General features: G+C 69.4%; 13 protein-coding genes. 7 read left to right on the top strand and 6 right to left on the bottom strand.

The genetic code is table 11. From position 1 onward, the window contains the following. Nucleotides 1-3: 3 nt before the first annotated feature. From AB7M35_RS19295 to AB7M35_RS19285, 3 genes are read right to left on the bottom strand one after another with little or no spacing between them, the layout of a single operon-like run. The gene (locus AB7M35_RS19295; protein ID WP_453962048.1) at nt 4-2160 is read right to left on the bottom strand and encodes an acetate--CoA ligase family protein; all 2157 of its coding nucleotides are present in this window, start codon (nt 2158-2160) and stop codon (nt 4-6) included. A 17-nt stretch (nt 2161-2177) separates the two neighbouring features. Then, nucleotides 2178-3335, bottom strand: a complete 1158-nt coding sequence (locus AB7M35_RS19290) for an acyl-CoA dehydrogenase family protein (RefSeq protein ID WP_453962047.1) — start codon at nt 3333-3335, stop codon at nt 2178-2180. Continuing rightward, nucleotides 3332-4315, bottom strand: coding sequence for an IclR family transcriptional regulator domain-containing protein (locus AB7M35_RS19285; RefSeq protein ID WP_453962046.1), 984 nt, complete (start codon nt 4313-4315; stop codon nt 3332-3334). The genes AB7M35_RS19290 and AB7M35_RS19285 overlap by 4 nt, the downstream gene beginning before the upstream one ends. A gap of 306 nt (nt 4316-4621) precedes the next feature. On the opposite strand from AB7M35_RS19285, the gene AB7M35_RS19280 reads away from it, so the two are divergent. From AB7M35_RS19280 to AB7M35_RS19265, 4 genes are all read left to right on the top strand, one after another. After that, nucleotides 4622-5611 carry a TRAP transporter substrate-binding protein gene (locus AB7M35_RS19280; RefSeq protein WP_453962045.1) on the top strand — a complete coding sequence of 330 codons (990 nt, stop codon included), beginning with the start codon at nt 4622-4624 and terminating at the stop codon, nt 5609-5611. An 81-nt stretch (nt 5612-5692) separates the two neighbouring features. Further along, the gene (locus tag AB7M35_RS19275; RefSeq protein WP_453962044.1) at nt 5693-6220 is read left to right on the top strand and encodes a TRAP transporter small permease; all 528 of its coding nucleotides are present in this window, start codon (nt 5693-5695) and stop codon (nt 6218-6220) included. Continuing rightward, nucleotides 6213-7523: a TRAP transporter large permease gene (locus tag AB7M35_RS19270; protein WP_453962043.1), complete on the top strand. Its 1311-nt coding sequence runs from the start codon at nt 6213-6215 to the stop codon at nt 7521-7523. Before AB7M35_RS19275 ends, AB7M35_RS19270 begins: the two co-directional genes overlap by 8 nt. A gap of 292 nt (nt 7524-7815) precedes the next feature. Next, nucleotides 7816-8850, top strand: coding sequence for a 3-keto-5-aminohexanoate cleavage protein (locus tag AB7M35_RS19265; RefSeq protein WP_453962042.1), 1035 nt, complete (start codon nt 7816-7818; stop codon nt 8848-8850). Nucleotides 8851-8928: 78 nt separating this feature from the next. On the opposite strand, the gene AB7M35_RS19260 is transcribed toward AB7M35_RS19265, so the two are convergent. The 3 genes from AB7M35_RS19260 to AB7M35_RS19250 are packed head-to-tail and all read right to left on the bottom strand — an operon-like array spanning nt 8929 to nt 12693. Further along, nucleotides 8929-9867 carry a winged helix-turn-helix transcriptional regulator gene (locus AB7M35_RS19260; protein ID WP_453962041.1) on the bottom strand — a complete coding sequence of 313 codons (939 nt, stop codon included), beginning with the start codon at nt 9865-9867 and terminating at the stop codon, nt 8929-8931. A 19-nt stretch (nt 9868-9886) separates the two neighbouring features. After that, a complete protein-coding gene (locus tag AB7M35_RS19255; RefSeq protein WP_453962040.1) occupies nt 9887-11140 on the bottom strand; it encodes a CaiB/BaiF CoA transferase family protein in 1254 nt (417 codons plus the stop codon). Continuing rightward, nucleotides 11137-12693, bottom strand: coding sequence for a carotenoid oxygenase family protein (locus AB7M35_RS19250; RefSeq protein WP_453962039.1), 1557 nt, complete (start codon nt 12691-12693; stop codon nt 11137-11139). The genes AB7M35_RS19255 and AB7M35_RS19250 overlap by 4 nt, the downstream gene beginning before the upstream one ends. Nucleotides 12694-13038: 345 nt before the next feature. On the opposite strand from AB7M35_RS19250, the gene AB7M35_RS19245 reads away from it, so the two are divergent. The 3 genes from AB7M35_RS19245 to AB7M35_RS19235 are packed head-to-tail and all read left to right on the top strand — an operon-like array spanning nt 13039 to nt 16455. Next, nucleotides 13039-13764 (top strand): alpha/beta fold hydrolase, encoded by a 726-nt coding sequence (locus AB7M35_RS19245; RefSeq protein WP_453962038.1) that lies wholly within the window; start codon nt 13039-13041, stop codon nt 13762-13764. After that, nucleotides 13754-14746, top strand: a complete 993-nt coding sequence (locus AB7M35_RS19240) for an NAD(P)H-dependent flavin oxidoreductase (RefSeq protein ID WP_453962037.1) — start codon at nt 13754-13756, stop codon at nt 14744-14746. The genes AB7M35_RS19245 and AB7M35_RS19240 overlap by 11 nt, the downstream gene beginning before the upstream one ends. Continuing rightward, nucleotides 14746-16455: a class I adenylate-forming enzyme family protein gene (locus tag AB7M35_RS19235; protein ID WP_453962036.1), complete on the top strand. Its 1710-nt coding sequence runs from the start codon at nt 14746-14748 to the stop codon at nt 16453-16455. The genes AB7M35_RS19240 and AB7M35_RS19235 overlap by 1 nt, the downstream gene beginning before the upstream one ends. The last annotated feature ends 14 nt before the right edge of the window (nt 16456-16469 follow it).

Below are 16469 nucleotides of genomic sequence, written 5' to 3'. Positions count from 1 at the left end.
TCGTCATGGACGGTCCGGCGAGGACGCCGGGGCCGGCGCGGCGACGTGCGCCACGCAGTCGCCGGCGACGACGCCCTCCCTATCCGCCTGGACGAAAAGCGGATTGATCTCGATCTCGCGCAGCCGCCCGTCCGCCGCCGCGATCCGGCGCGACAGCCCGGCGATGGCCTCGGCGAGCGCGTCGACGTCGCCGCGCGGGCGCCCCCGGATGCCGGCGAGGATGCGCGCCACCTTTGTCTCCGCGATCATCCGGCGCGCCTCGTCCGTGTCGATCGGCGCGAGCCGGAACGACACGTCGGAGATCACCTCGGCGAGGATGCCGCCGGCGCCGACCATCACCATCGGCCCGAAGACGTCGTCGACCCGGGCGCCGAGGATCACCTCGACCCCGGCGGCGACCTGCTGCTGCACCAGCACCCGCGGTTCCACGCCGGGCTCGGCCGTTCGGCCCGCTGCGGCGATCGCCGCGAAGGCGTCGCGGACGGCGTCGTCGGAGGAAAGGTTGAGCCGCACGCCGCCGATGTCGGACTTGTGGACGATGGTCTCCGACAGGAGCTTCATCACCACCGGCATGCCCAGCGCGCGCGCCGCCGCAACGGCCGCGTCGGCGGTTTCCGCCACCGCCTCCCCCGGCGCGACGATGCCGGTCCCGGCGAGCTCGGCCTTGGAGTCCATCTCGTTGAGCGTGCGCGCCGCGCCGGCCGGGCCACGCACCCCCTCCGGCAGCGCCAGATCCAGCCCCTCCGCGGTCACGGCGGCGCCGAAGCGGGCGATGGCCGACAGCCCGCGGATCGCCCGGCCGGGCGTCGCGAACACCGGGATGTCGGCCGCCGCCAGGGTGTCGAAGGCGGCCTGGTTGTCGGCGCGCGCGGCATTCCAGGCGACGACGATCGGCGTCGACACCCGCTTGGCGAGCGCCGCGAGCGCCGCCGTCATCGTCACCGCCGCCTGCCCCGCCGTCGCGGCGAGCGCCACCGCCAGCATGTCGACGCCCGGATCGGCCACCACCGCCTCCAGCGCCTCGCGCACCGAGTCCGGGTCGGTGAGCGCGCCGGCGGTGACGTCGAGGGGATTGGCGACCGAGGCAAAGGCCGGCAGCCGGGTGCGCAGGTCGGCGAGCGTCGCCTCGGCGAACGGCTCGATGGAGAGCCCCAGCTCCTCGGCCCGATCGGCCATGGCGACGCCGGCGCCGCCGGAAATCGTCACGATGCCGACGCGCGGCCCGCTCGCCCAGCGCTTCGGCGCGAGCGCGCGGATGCAGTCGGCCATGTCGCCCACGTCGCCGGCGCTGACGATGCCGAGCTGATCGAAGGCGGCGCGGTAGAAGCGGGGGTCGCCGGCGAGGTTGGCGGTGTGGGAGGCGGCCGCGTGGGCGCCCGCCTTGGAGTTCCCGACCTTCCACACCACGACCGGCACGTTGCGCGCCACCGCCTTGGCGGCGATCCGGCGCAGCGGCACCGCGTCCCGGAACCCTTCGATGTAGCCGGCGATGACGCGGATCTCGGGGTCGTCGAGCATGCCGTCAATCAGATCGAGCGCGTTGGTGTCTACCTCGTTGCCCGTCGAGGCGTAGCGGCGCATGCCGATGCCCTCGTCGCTCATGCCCATCACCAGCGAGTTGCCGAACGCGCCGGACTGGGAGACGACGCCGACGGCGCCGGGCTTGTAGGTGAGCCGGTAGGGCGGACCGAAGCCGACGTGGATGCGGTCGGCGATGTTCATGATGCCCTGGCAGTTCGGCCCGATCAGCCGGATGCCGGCGTCCCGCGCCGCCGCCGCGAGCTCGGCCTGCAGCCGGATGCCCGCCTCCCCCGTCTCCGCGAACCCCGACGCGAACACCACCGCGAACGGGATGCCCCTGCGCCCGGCCGCCGCGACGACGCCCGCCACGTGCGCCGCCGGCACCGCGATGGCGACGAGATCCGGCACCTCCGGCAGCGCCGCGATGTCCGGATAGCAGGCGAAGCCGTGCACGGTCTCGTACTTCGGGTTGATGGGCAGCACCGTGCCGCCGAAGCCGTGATGGATCAGGTTCTCGATCACCTGGCTGCCGACCGCGCCCGGCGTCTCCGTCGCGCCGACCACCGCGATGGCACGCGGCCGGAACAGGCGGTCGAGGTCGAAGCCCCGCTCCGCGCCGGTCCCCGCGTCCGCTTCCATGGCGACCGCCTCCGCGCTCATGCGCCGGCCCGCCGCAGCGTCTGCTTGACGATGTTCATCTGGTGGATCTGGCTGGTGCCCTCGTAGATCCGGAACAGCCGCACGTCGCGGTAGTAGCGCTCGATGGGGCTGTGGTTGGCGACGTAGCCGGCGCCGCCGAACACCTGCACGGCGCGGTCGGCGACCCGGCCGCACATCTCCGAGGCGAAGTACTTGCAGATGGAGGCCTCCAGCGCGATGTCGCGGCCCGCGTCGCGGGCCCGCGCCGTCTCCAGGATCAGCGCCCGCGCCGCATGGATCTCGGTCTGGCAGTCGGCGAGCAGCGCGCTGACGAGCTGGAAGTCGATGATCGGCTGGCCCGACTGCTTGCGCGTCCGGGCATGTTCCATCGCCAGGTCGAACATGCGGATCGCCGGCCCGGTGCACAGCGCCGCCAGGTGGATGCGCTGCTTGTTGAGCACCTTCATGGCGGTCTTGAAGCCGAGCCCCTCGACGCCGCCGATGAGGTTCTCCGCCGGCACCCGGCATCCCTCGAACGTCACCTCGCCCACCGGCGAGCCCGACTGGCCCATCATCTGGTAGCCGTCGCTGGTGGCGAGCCCCGGCGTGCCGCGCTCGACGATGAAGGCGCTGACGCCCCGCGCCCCGGTGCTTGCCGGGTCGGTGCGGGCGAAGACGGTGAAGAGGTCGGCGATCGGCGCATTGGTGATGTAGCACTTCATGCCGTCGAGCACGTAGGCGTCGCCGTCGCGGCGCGCCGTGGTCTCGATGGCCGAGGCGTCCGAGCCGGCGTTCGGCTCCGTCAGCGCCAGGCAGCCCGTCGCCGCCCCGCTCGCCAGCCGCGGCAGGAAGCGGCGCTTCTGCTCCTCGGTGCCATCGGCCACCAGCGCCTCGGAGCCGATGCCGGTGTTGGTGCCGACGCGCGCCCGGTAGGCGACCGCGCACTGGGAGAGCTCCAGCGCGCCGAGGATCAGCTCCTCGGTGGTCAGGCCCAGCCCGCCATATTCCTCCGGGATCGACCAGCCGAAGAAGCCGCGCGCCGCCATGTCGGCGACGATCTCGTCCGGGATCCGGTCGTCCTTTGCCACCCGGTCCTCGTTCGGATGGGCGACCTCGCGCACCCAGGCGTGCACGTCGGCCAGAAGCGAGTCGAGTTTCTCGGTGTCCCGGATCATGCAGTCCTGCCTGTCATCGAGGATGTGTCTCCGCCGGAGAGGATGCCGCGCGTGCGGGCGACCAGGTCGTCGCCGATCGCGGCCAGCTGCGCCGGCGAGGTGCGGAAGATGGGCATCATCACGCCGAGCACGCCGGCGACCTCGCCCTCCAGCGTGAAGACGGGAACCGCGACCGCCGCAGCACCCTCGACGCGCTCGCCGATGGAGAGCGCGTAGCCGCGCGAGCGGATGGTCACCAGCTCCTGCCGCAGCGCCTGCAGGTCGACCTCGAAGCGGGTGAACAGCTTCGGCGAGAGATTGGAGAGGTAGGCGTCGACCTCGTCGCCCGGCAGCTGCGCCAGCTGCGCCTTGCCGGCCGCGCCGACATAGAGCGGAAAGCGGACGCCGGGATCGAGCACGTAGCGGACCGGGCGGGTGCACGGCAGTACGTCGACCACCACCTGGTTCCAGCCGGAGCGGCGGAACCAGGTCACCGTCTCCTCGTAGCGGTCGGCGAGGTCGCGCATCAGCGGCCTGAGCGCGGCGAGCTGGGCGTTCTGGCTGAGCACTGGGCGTGCATAGGCGAGGATGCCGGGCGAGATCGCCCACGCGCCATCGCTGCGCGCCTCGACCATGCCGGCCTCGGACAGCTCCGTCAGCGCCGAGGCGGCCTGCCCCTCGGTGAGCCCCATGCGGGCGGCGAGCGCCGCCGTGCCGATGCCGGTGGCGCCCGACGCGGATACCTCCTGCAACAGCCGCAGGCCCTCGTGCAGCGTGCGGGTCATGCCGCCGCTGGACGGGCGCCGGTAGCGCTTTTCCGCGTCACGTTCGAGGTAGCCGTTCGCTTCCAGCGACCGCACGATCCGGTGGGCGATGGTCGTGCCGGTGCCGATCGCCTCGGCGATCTCCGACGTCGACAGCGGCCGCCCGGCATCCGAGACGGCCCGGACGACGTCGAACGCGCGCTGCAGCGTCTGAAGCTGGTTCTTTGCTTCCGGCATTTCCCCTCTTATTCCGATTATCGGTTTTTTCCGATATTAGGAATATGACGGTTGGGCGTCAAGCCGGCCGGGCCACGGAGGAGGCGCCGACGCGCCACCGCCCCCTCGCCGGCCGGAAAGTCGCCGTTCGCGCAGCGACTTGCCCGCCGCGCAAGGCCTCACCTATGCGAAGGGGCGCCGCGCGCCGACATCCACTTGCATAACTAGACGGCCAGATCTAAGGTCTGATTATAAAACGAATGCCGCTCCGGGCGCGTCAGCCGCCCGGACCAACACGCGGCCAAAAGCTCGGGAGGGAGACCCCATATGAAACTTCGGCACACCGCCTTCGTCGCCCTGGCGCTCGCCTGCAGCACCGCCGCGGCCCACGCCAAGGAGCTCGCCTTCGCGACATTCGTGTCGCCCACCTCGACCACGGTCAAGGAAGTGCTCGAGCCCTGGATCGAGTGGTTCAACCAGAACGCCGGCGGCGACACCACCATCAAGCTCTACGCCGGCGGCACGCTCGGCCGCAGCCCGGCCGCCCAGCCGAAGCTCCTGAAGGACGGCGTCGCCGACCTGACGATCATGGTCCCCAGCTACTATCCGGGCGTCTACGCCGACTTCGACATGTTCGAGCTTCCGGGCCTGGCGCGCAGCTCCGCCGAGGCGAGCGGCGCCGCCTGGCAGCTCTTCCAGGACGGCAAGATCAAGGGCCTCGACGACTTCAAGGTCGTGTCGATCTACACCTCCGCGCCCTACGCCGTGCATTCCACCGCCGACGTGAAGACGGTGGACGACCTGAAAGGCCTCAAGATCCGCGCCGCCGGCCCGGTGCAGACCGCGGTGCTCACCTCGCTCGGCGCCGTGCCCCAGGCGATGAGCCCGACGGAGATGGCGGAAAACATCAACCGCGGCCTGCTCGACGGCGCGGTCGCCGACTGGTCCGTGGCCGATTCCTTCAAGGTCATGGAAGTCACCGACAACCACTACAACGCCCGCCTCGGCGTGCTGCCGTTCGTCGTCGCCATCAACAAGGACGTCTACGAACAGCTCCCGCCGGAGGCCAAGAAGGCCATCGACGAGAGCGGCGACCGGCTGGTGAAACTCCAGGGCGACAGCTTCGCCAAGTTCGAGGCGGAGGCCATTGCCCGCACCGAGGCGAAGCCGGGCCAGACCGTCATCGAGCCGAGCGACGAGGAGATCGCCAAGATCCGCGAACTCACCAAGCCCGTTCGCGACGAGATCGTCGCCAAGAACGGCCCGGACGGGCTGGAATCCTACGAGGCCATCCTCACCAAGATGCGCGCCAACTGACAGCGCGTCTGACAACCGGCCGGAATCGCGCCACGCCGGCGTGGTTCCGGTCCCGAGTGTGTCCCAGATCAGTGGCCCCACATGTTCGATGAACTTGAAAGTCGGCTTTCGCGCGTGTCGCGGGCCAGCGGCATCGTCGGGATCGGCGGGCTGCTTCTGGTCGCGGTCCTCACCGTTGCCGACATCCTGGCCCGCTGGCTGCTCGGCGCGCCGCTGGCCGGCATCGACGATGTCAGCAAGCTCGCCATCATCGTGGTGATTTCCGCCTGCTTCTCCGCCGGCCTGTTCGAGCGCCGGCAGATCCAGATCCGCTTTCTCGGCGCGCTGCTCGGGCCCCATGCCTCGGCTGCCCTCGATGCCTTCGCCGCCCTCGCCACCACCCTCATGTTCGTGCTGATCACCTGGCAGATGGGCGTCTACGCCGGCGAGGTGACCCAGTCTGGCGAAACCACCTTCCTGCTGCGCATTCCCGTCGGCCCCATCTGGTGGGCCGCCACCGTCTTCTTCGCGTTGTGCGTACCGCTCCAGGCGGTCGTGACCCTCAGCGACATCGCGCGCATCCCGTCCGGCGCCGCGCGACCGACCAGCCAGGGCCACGATCATGGATAGCGAAGTGATCGGGCTGCTCGGCCTCGGTCTGATGTTCGTGCTGATCGCGCTGCATGTGCCGATCGGCGTGTCGATGGGCCTCTCGGGCCTCGTCACCTTCGGGCTGCTGCGCAATTTCAGCGCCGCCGTGTCCCTGTTCGGCACCGAAACGGTCGGCAAGCTCGCCAGCGCCGACCTCGCCATCGTGCCGCTCTTCCTGCTGATGGGAGGGTTCGCGACGGCGGGCGGCCTGTCTGCCGATCTCTACCGGATCGCCTACGCGTTCGTCGGCCACGTGCGCGGCGGCCTCGCCATGGCCACCATCGGCGGCTGCGCCGGCTTCGGTGCCATCTGCGGATCCTCGGTCGCCACCACCGCCACGATGACCCGGGTCGCGCTGGGCGAAATGATCAAGCGCCGCTACGCCGAAACGCTGGCCACCGGCTCGATCGCCGCCGGCGGAACCCTCGGGATGCTGATCCCGCCGTCGATCATCTTCGTGCTCTACGCGGTGCTCACCGAGCAGTTCGTGCTGACGCTGTTCGTCGCCGCCCTGCTGCCGGCCGTGCTGGCGGTGACGCTGCACGCCGTCGCCGTGCGCCTCTACGTCCTCGTCTATCCCGAAGCCGGGCCGGCCGGCGACCGCACCAGCATGCGCGACCGGCTGAAGATCGTGCTCGACGGATGGGCGGCGATCGCCCTCATGGTCACCGTCACCGGCGGCATCTACGCCGGCGTGTTCTCGGTCACCGAATCGGCGGCCGTCGGCGCGGCACTCGCCTTCGTCATCGCGCTGGCGCGCCGCAAGCTCAGCCTGCAGGAGTTCTGGAACGTCCTCAGCGAGACCGCCGCCACCACCTCGATGATCTACATCATCGTCATCGGCGCCTCGATCTTCACCTACGCCATCACCCTCTCGCAGCTCCCGGAAATGCTGGTCTCCGGCATCAGCCACTCCGGCCTCTCGCCGCTGCTGATCATTTTCCTGCTGATGGTCCTCTACCTGATCCTCGGCTCCATCTTCGACACCATCTCGTCGATGATCATCACGCTGCCGTTCGTCTTCCCGCTGATCCTCAGCCTCGGCTACGACCCGATCTGGTGGGGCGTCATCAACGTGATGGTGATCGAGATCGGCATGATCACGCCGCCCATCGGCATGAACGTCTTCGTCATGAAGGCCATGGTGCCCAACGTCAGCCTGTCGACGATCTTCCGCGGAATCATGCCGTTCCTGGCCGCCGATCTCGTCCGCCTGCTGATCCTGATCCTGTTCCCGATCATCGCGCTGTGGCTGCCCAACGTGCTCGATCTGGCGCGCTGAGACGGTCGCCGACCCGGCCGACACACCCAACCGGCACGCACCGGCTGCGAGCCAGTCAGCGGTTCGATTGGGCAACGCTGCATGATTCAGAGATCGGGGACGGCCGGCCGATGCATCCGTAAAACCCACGCTCACCGCCCCGAATGCCCGACAGGACGGCGGAAATCCGGTGCATCTGAACGGTCGCAATAGATAGTCTAGTTGTGAAACCAATGCGCCGATGCTAGGCTCCGGACAGGCCGTCGGGAACGGCTTTCCCCCTTTCATTGGCGCGCGAAACAGAGGTGAAACCATGCCCAAGAGCGACACGTCCGGCATCAACATGGACCGCGTGGCCAAATGGACCGAGCGGGAGAAGCTCAACACATACTGGCGGCCTTACGGCTTTCCCCAGGTGATGAGCGCCGACCGCTCGGCGTTCACCTCGGCGCACCAGATGCCGCGCTGGGACGTGCCGGAAAAGGCCATCATCTCCACCGCCATCAACGGCGCCTTCTTCACCAAGGCGGAGAACCCCGCCCAGCCGATCACCGCCGGGGAGATCATCGCCTCGGCCGAGGAGTGCATCGCCGAGGGCGCCCAGATCATCCACGTGCACGCCCGCGACCAGCGCGGCTTCAACGTGCTCGACACCGGGCTGTTCTCAGAGATCCTCGGCGAGCTGCGCGCCCGCCATCCGCACGTGGCGTTCGATGCCTGCCTGGTCGCCGTCAACGACGCCGAGAGCGCCGAGCTCGAGGCGATGCTGAAGACGCGCCTCGTCGATGCCGTTCCGGTCAACACCACCGCCGTGATCCTCGGCGACAACCTGTTCGTGAAGCCGCCCCACGCCATCATCGAGAAGACCCGGCTGGTGCTGGAGGCCGGCATGACGCCGCAGCTCGCCGTCTACACCGACGGCGACGTCGACAATGCCCGCCGCTTCCTCATCGAGCCCGGCCTGCTCGGCGGCGGCCTCACCTGGCTGGTGCTGCCGGGCCTGCCCGGCTGCTCGCCCATGTGGAGCACCGAGACGATGATCGACGGCCTGCAGCGCATGGTCCGCCTGATCCGCCACGTCGACCCCGAGGCGCGGATCGTCGTGTGCGCCGGCGGCCGTGGCGGGCTCTATCTCGCCAACCTGGCGCTGATCATGGGGCTGCACGTGCGGGTCGGCATGGAGGACACGGTCTGGAAGTGGCCGCACCGCGACGACCTCATCGAAAGCAACGCCGAGACGTTCCGCACCGTGCGCCAGATGGCCGAGGCGCTCGGCCGCACGCTGATGCCGGCCGACGAGTACCGGGCGACCTCCACCCCCGCCAAGGCCCTCAAGGCGGCCTCCTGACCGCACGACCAAGCCCCGCCCTCAGCCCGGCGGGGCTTCCGATCGATCGGCCGCTTCCCTTAGGGGTCGGCAGGTCGGTCAGGCCCGCGGCTCGCCCTCGGCCTTCCGTGGCAGGTCGACCTCCCAGGCGCGGACCGTCATGCCGCAGTGGGCGCAGACGTAGCGGGCGTCCAGCACGTTCTCGCAGCGGTGCACCAGCACCTGCGGCACGCCGCTGCTGCCCGACAGCCACCGGTCGCCCCAGCCGGTCAGGCTGAGGAAGACGTCGAACAGCCCCTCGCCCCGTTCCGTCACGTGGTAGTCGATCCGCCGGCCCTCGCTGGAGGAATCGATCAGCCCGAGCTCGGTCAGCTTCTTCAGGCGCGACGACAGGATGTTGGAGGCGATCTCCAGCTCGTTCTTGATCGCCTGGAACGAGTTGACGCCCCGGAAGATCGCGTCGAGCACCAGGTTGCTCCAGCGGTCCCCCACCACCGTGGTGGCCACCATGCGGGAGGGCTCGACGCCGGTGGATTTCGAGAACGCCGCGTCGTTCATCCGCGAGTGGCGGGCGGCCGGCTTCGGATCGAAGCCGCTGCCCTCGCCCGGCTCCGTCCGGATCTCGGCGCGGGTGACCGGGTCGCCGCACTCGCGGCAGACCAGCCGCACGTCCAGCAGGTGCCCGCACGGCTTGTGCAGCAGGTCGCCGGGCAGGAAATGGGTGCCGATGTCCCAGCGCTTGTGCCAGGCCCAGACGGAGATGATGAAGTCGTAGAGATCCAGCCCCTTCGGGGTCAGCCGGTATTCCTGGACGATGGTCCGGTGCAGCACCGGCTTCTTGTAGAGGATGTGGTGGTCGGCAAGCGCCGCCAGCCGGATCGCCAGGGTCTGGCGCGGGATGCCGAGGCTCTCCTGGAACTCGTTGAAGCGTCGGACGCCGAGGAACGCCTCCTTCAGGAGAAGCACCGTCCAGGCGTCGCCGACGACATTGAGCGCGCGGACCAGCGAGCTTGCCTGGATCTGACCGCTGTCGCTCATCGCCTGTTGCCGTATCTCCTCACCCGGCTTCGGCGGAACCGTCGAAGAGCAGGCCGTCGCTCAATAGCCGGTCGATCGTCCCGCGATCAAGACCGGCCTCTTCCAGCACCGCGATGCTGTGCGCTCCGAGCTGCGGCGCGGCGCTGCGCACCTGAACGGGGCGGCCGGAGTAGGTCACCGGCTGCTGGAGGCTCAAACGCGCAGAATCGCGCAGATTCGCGCAGTCGTGCGCACCCCAGACGCACTCGCCCGCGATGTCTGCGCTTTCCAGCGCCTCACGGGGCGAAAGTACAGGCGCCACGGGGATCAGCGCTGCGCGCAGGAGGTCGACGCACGCGGCCGTCGTGTGCGCCGCGCACCACGCGGCCATGGCCGCATCGAGCTCGGGATAGGCATCGCCGCGCGCCTCGTCGCTGCCGTAGCGCGGGTCGTCGATCCACGCCTCGCGCCCCAGCAGGCGGGCGGAGCGGCGGAACATCCCGTTGCCGATCACCTGCACCAGGATGTGGCCGTCGAGGGTGGCGTAGGTGTTGGCGGGCGCGGCCAGCTGGGCCCGGTTTCCGGTCCCTTCCCGGCCCAGCGCCAGGTGCGATTCCTCGATGAGATTGCCCGCCATCATGAACAGCGCATTGCCGGCGAGCGAGGTCTCCACGTGGGCGCCCTCGCCCGTCCGGTCGCGCTCCCGCAGCGCCGCCAGCGTGGAAAACGCCGACATCGCCGCGGTCATGTGATCGACGAAATGCACGTAGGATTTCCGGGGGTTACCGTCCTCGCCGCTCATGTGCATGGCGCCGGAGACGGCCTGCCCGATGCCGTCGAAGCCCGGCAAGTCGGCGAGCCCGGTGCCAGTTCCGAACGCGCTGCAGGTGACCAGCACCAGACGCGGATTGAGGGCGTTCAGGCGCTCGAAGTCGAGCCCCATCGCGGCGCGCGTCGGCGGCGGCAGGTTGGCCACCACCACGTCGGCTCCGGCGATCAGCGCATCGAGCGCGGGACGGGATGCCGGGTCGAACGGATCCAGCGCCAGCGAGCGCTTGTTGCGGTTGACGTGGAGATAGACCGCCCCGCCCGGCAGATCGGCCGCCAGCGGCTGCACCGTGCGGTCGGCCGATCCCTGCGGCCGCTCGATGCGGACGACGTCGGCGCCGAGATCGCCGAGCAGCGCCACGCACAGCGGCCCGGCGATGAACTGGCCGAAATCGAGCACCCGGATGCCGGCGAGCGGCCCGCCGGCCGGCTCCCCGCCCCGATCGTCCGCCCCGGTCACCGTCACTCGAAGATGTCTTCGCCCGGCACCCAGGTCGTGTGGAAGCCGGCGGAGATCCGGTGCGGGATCTTCACCCGCGCGATGGGGCCGTCGCTGATGTCAGCGGCGTCGAAGACCAGGCACTCGGAGCTCCAGTCGTTGGTGTCGGTGGTGAAGGTGACCGCGTAGGCCGCCTCCTCCGGCGTGTCCTTCGTCGCGCCCTTGCGCGGTGCGATCGGCGCCTCGTTGCCGTAGACGCCGTCGCCGTAGTCGAAGCGCTGGCTGGCCCCGGTGTCGAGATCGTAGCGGACGATGCCGTCGAAGGTCTGGCACTGGCCGACGGTCGATCCATCCTGCGCCAGCGGGATGACCTGGTTGAAGGAGATGCGCGACTTGCGGCCCAGGAAGTTGTGGTTCGCCGTCGGGAACTCGGTGTTCAGGTCGTCGATCGGTCCCTCGCGGACCTCGCCGGTGCGCATGTTGAACGACCAGCGATAGAGCACGTGGATGCGGCGGCGCTGGGCCATCATCGAGCCGAGCTTGCCGTCCTTCTGGTCGCGCTCGTAGCCCGGATCGGCCTGGCGGCAGCCGACCTGATGCACCCACTCGCCCTCTTCCCAGCAGTTGACGAGGTGCAGGATGTAGCAGGGCTCCGCCTCGAACCAGCGGATCTCGGACGACTGGCCCCGGCGGGGAATGATGCCGAAGCGCGCCGGGATGTCCGGGTGGAAGCGGACCATCCGCTTGCCGTGCTGCCGCAGGATCTCGACGTCATGGAAGAACGGCAGGTCGTGCAGGATCGCGTAGTTCTCGGTCAGGCCGAGATCGTGCGGCGACCGGGGGCCGGGAATGTCGATCGGCACGTCGTGGATCAGGTTGCCGTTCGCGTCGCCGACGCCGTAGCGCATGTAGGGGGGCTTGTCGCCGTAGCTGAAAAAGTAGAGCTCGCCGGTCCACGGATCGACCTTGGAGTGGGCCGACAGCGTGTGGGCAAGCTGGCCGCCGAAGGTCTCCTTGCCGCGCGTTTCGAGCGTCAGCGGATCGATCTCGTACGGATCGCCCGCCATGTGCCAGAGCGACAGCAGCCGGCCCGCGTAGAAGATCACGTCAGTGTTGGAGACGTCCTTGATGGGCGAGCCCGGCAGCCGGAAATTGTAGGGACCCGCGATGCCGGGCCAGATCGCCTTGCCGGCGATGTCCTCGACCACGAAGGCCTCGTTCCGAATGTAGCGCTGGCGGAACGACGCCTTGCCGTCGCGGAAGTAGATGGCGCGGAGCTGCGCGTCGCCATCGTAGTAGTGGTAGCGGTTGGCCGGGGTGAAGCGCTGGGACGGGCCGTTCATCACGTAGGCGCCGTAGAGATCCGCGGGGAGCTCCCCCTCGACCTCGAGATCGTCGGCGTCGTACTCGCGGTCGGTGGGCGCGAACAGGCCGTGGAGATACGGATGATCGTAGCCCCAGATCCAGTCCGGCGCGTCCGGCGGCGGCGCGCCATCGGGCGCCATCAGACGCACGTTGAGCTTCGAGATCGGGAGATCGTGATTGTCGTGGCCCGCGTGAGCCCATTCACCCTTCAGCATTCCCGCCTCCATAAGTTTCGTAACTAGACTTAATTCGTTTGACGCGGGTGTCAATCGGCTAATTGTGGTCCACGCAGACCAAACCACCCCCGAATATCGGCGATCGCGCCTGCCCGCCGCGGCGCCTTTTGGTTGTGACTGGCCAGACATCAATCCAAGGAAATCGGCGAACGGGCGCGGATTCGGGCGCCTCTCCTCCGTCATTTCATGCACTTAGAGGGAAATTGCCGGCCGTCGATCGTGCCAGCTTGAAGCAGATTTTTTATTGGTCTAGTTTAGCAACAATAATCCCCGGCCGGCGCCAGGCGCCCGCACGGCCCGCCGAAAACGGCCCAAGGAGACCTGATGACCGTCGGCCTGGTTTGCCTTCCCGGCCTGCTGTGCACCCCGGATGTCTGGGGTCCCGTGGCTCGGCATGTCGACGTTCCGATGGTCGCACCCGACCTTCCGGACCTCGACAGCATCGAGCGGATCGCTGCCACCCTGCTCCCCGGATTTCCCGACAGGTTCGTCCTCGTCGGGTTCTCCATGGGCGGCTACGTGGCGCTGGAGATCCTCAGTGCGGCACCGCAGCGCGTCGCCGGGCTGGTCCTCGCCGCGACGAGCGCTGCCGCCGATACCGACCAGCAGAAGATCGGCCGGCAGTCAGCCGTGGAACAGGCCCGATCGGCCGGCATGACGCGCTTCGCCAAGGGGCTGGCGCGCTATCTGCTCGGCCCGTCCGCAAGCGAAGACCCCTCCATGGTCGCGCGCATCGTGGCGATGGCCGAAGAGGTCGGTCTGGACACCTTCGCCCGGCACCAGGCGGCCACCGCCGCCCGGAGCGACAACCGCGACGTTCTTGCGCGCCTCTCCTGCCCAGTCGCCGTGGTGGCCGGAGCAGCCGACAAGGTGATTTCGCCGGACAAGGCGCGGGAGATGGCCGACCTCGTCCGCGGCGCCCCCCTCACGATCGCGCCCGAAGCCGGCCACATGCTGCCGCTTGAGGCCCCCGCCTTGCTGGCGGACGCGATCACCTCGATCCTGAGCACCGTGACCTGCCGCAGCGGAGTGGAAGTTCATGCTGAGTGACACCGAACCCCGCGCGCGGCTGCGCGACCTGCGGCTGCCGGTCTTCGCGGCCCCCATGTTCCTCGTGTCGGGGCCGGAACTCGTCATCGCCGCCTGCCGGGCCGGCATCGTCGGCTCGTTTCCCGCGCCGAACGTGCGCACCGTCGAGGAACTCGACGACTGGCTCGCCACCATCACCACGGAACTTGGCGATGCATCGTCGGACGGTGCGTGGCCGGTCGCGCCCTGGGCGCTCAACCTCGTCACCCACAGCACCAATCCGCGCCTGCCACTGGACCTCGCACTGGTGGAGAAGTACCGGCCGCCCATCGTCATCACCGCGCTCGGCAGCCCCGCCCCGGCGATCGAGGTCGTGCACTCCTACGGCGGGCTGGTGTTCGCCGACGTCAACAACCTGTTCTACGCCCGCAAGGCGGCCGCCGCCGGCGCCGACGGCCTCGTGCTGGTCTGCGCGGGCGCGGGCGGTCACACCGGTGAACTCTGCAACTACGTCTTCGTCGAGGAGGTCCGCGCCTTCTTCGACGGCTACATCGCGCTTGCCGGCGGCATCGGCACCGGTCGCGCTGTGGCGGCCGCCGAGGTCATGGGCGCCGACTTCGCCTATATCGGGACGCGCTTCATCCCCACCACCGAAAGCCGCGCCGACGAAGGCCACCAGCAGATGATCGTCGCCTCGACCGCCGACGACCTCATGGTCACCAAGGCCTTCACCGGCGCCCGCGCAAGCATGCTGAAACCCAGCATCATCGCCCAGGGGCTCGACCCGGCGGTGATCGCCACCCAGACCGCGCGCATGAACTTCACCGGCCTGGAAGGCGCCGAGGTGAAGCCGTGGAAGGGCATCTGGGCGGCCGGACAGGGCATCGGTTCGATCGCCGCCATCGAGCCCACCGCGACGGTCGTCGAACGTCTCGAACGGGAATACCAGGACACCGTCCGCACCACCCATTTCGCCGGTGGCGTCGCCGCGAGCGCCGGCTGATGGGGCCTTACTCCGCGCAAACCATCTCGGACTATCGCAAGGCCGGCCTGTGGGGCGCCGACTCGATCCCGGTGCTGTTCGAGCGGAACGCGCTGGCGACCCCGGACCGGACCGCCGTGGTCGACCCGGCCAACCGGTCGGCGCTGACCGACGGGCAGCAGCAACGCCTCACCTACGCCGAAATGCTGCGCGCGGTGGACGGGCTCGCCGAGACATTTCGCGCCGACGGGATCGGCAGCGGCGACATCGTCCTCGCGCAGATGCCCAACATCCACGAGCTCACGGTGGTCTATCTCGCGGCGGCGAGCATCGGCGCGATCGTCAGCCCGGTTCCGGTGCAGTACCGGTCGCGCGAGCTGGCCGCGATCGTCCGCCTGGTGGCGCCGCGCGCCTTCTGCACCGTCACCCGGTTCGGCAAGACCCGGCTGGCGGAGCAGTTCCTGTCCGGCACGGACTTCGACGGCATCCTGTATGCCTCCGGCGCCGGACTGCCGGACGGTGCCCGGGACCTCGCCACCGCGATGGCCGGCACCGGAACGCCGCTGGCCGGCCGCAACGGCGACCCCGACAGCCTCTTCTCGATCTGCTGGACCTCCGGCACCGAGGGGCAGCCGAAGGCGGTGCCCAAGACCCACAGCAACTGGCTGTGCAGCTCGGCGAGCGCATCCGAGGCGTCCAGGCTCGAAGAGGGCGATGCGCTCCTGGTGCCCTTCCCCTTCGTCAACGCCGCCTCGATCGGCGGGCTGATGATGCCGTGGATCCGCATCGGCGGGACGCTGGTGCTGCACCATCCGTTCGATTTCGATGTCTTTCTCGACCAGATCGTCGCCGAGCGGGTCCGCTTCACCATCGTCGCTCCCGCCCTGCTCGCCAGCATCCTGCAGCGCGACACCGACGACCGGGTCGCCCGGGCGCTGGCGCTTGTGCGGGCGGTGGGCACCGGCTCGGCCCCGCCGGACCCGTCCCACGTCGCCGCCTTCGAGCAGCGCTTCGACATCTCGGTCACCAACATCTTCGGATCGAACGAAGGCATCCAGCTGGCATCCAGCCGGGCCGCCGTCCCCGATCCGGTGATCCGTTCCCGGCTGTTTCCGCGCAGCGGCGACACGTCCTGGAACGACCACGAACGCAGCGCCAACGGATGCCGTTTCAAGCTCGTGGACCCGGAAACGGGCGAGCCCGTCACCGCGGCCGGCAAGGCCGGCGAGATGCGGATCGCCGGCCCGTCGGTGTTTCCGGGCTACTATTCGCCGGACGGTTACGACCGGTCGATGTTCGACGCGGACGGCTTCTTCCGGACGGGCGACCTCTTCGAGATCGTCGGCGACGGGGCGGACGCCCGCTACATCCGTTTCGTCGGCCGCTCCAAGGAACTGATCGTGCGGGGCGGGATGAAGATCGCCCCGGCGGAGATCGATGCCCTCCTGGCCGCCCACCCGGACGTCGCCGAAGGGGCGGCCACCGCCTACTTCGACGACCGGCTCGGCGAACGCGTCTGCGCCGTCGTGGTGCCGATGCCCGGCCGGACGGTGACGCTCGCCTCGATCGTGGCGTACTGCGAGCGTGAGGGGCTCGCGGCGTTCAAGTGGCCGGAGCGGCTCGTCATCGTGGATGCGCTGCCCCGCAACCCGCTCGCCAAGGTGCAGCGCGCGATCCTGCGTGAGGTGGTCGAGGCGGAGCTCGGCAAACAGACGCAACGGTCCGCCTGACGGCGCAAGGAGAG

This window comes from Amorphus suaedae, from assembly GCF_053629675.1.
Note: the sequence above shows the minus strand (reverse complement) of the source record. Positions and strands in the feature narration are given on the sequence as shown.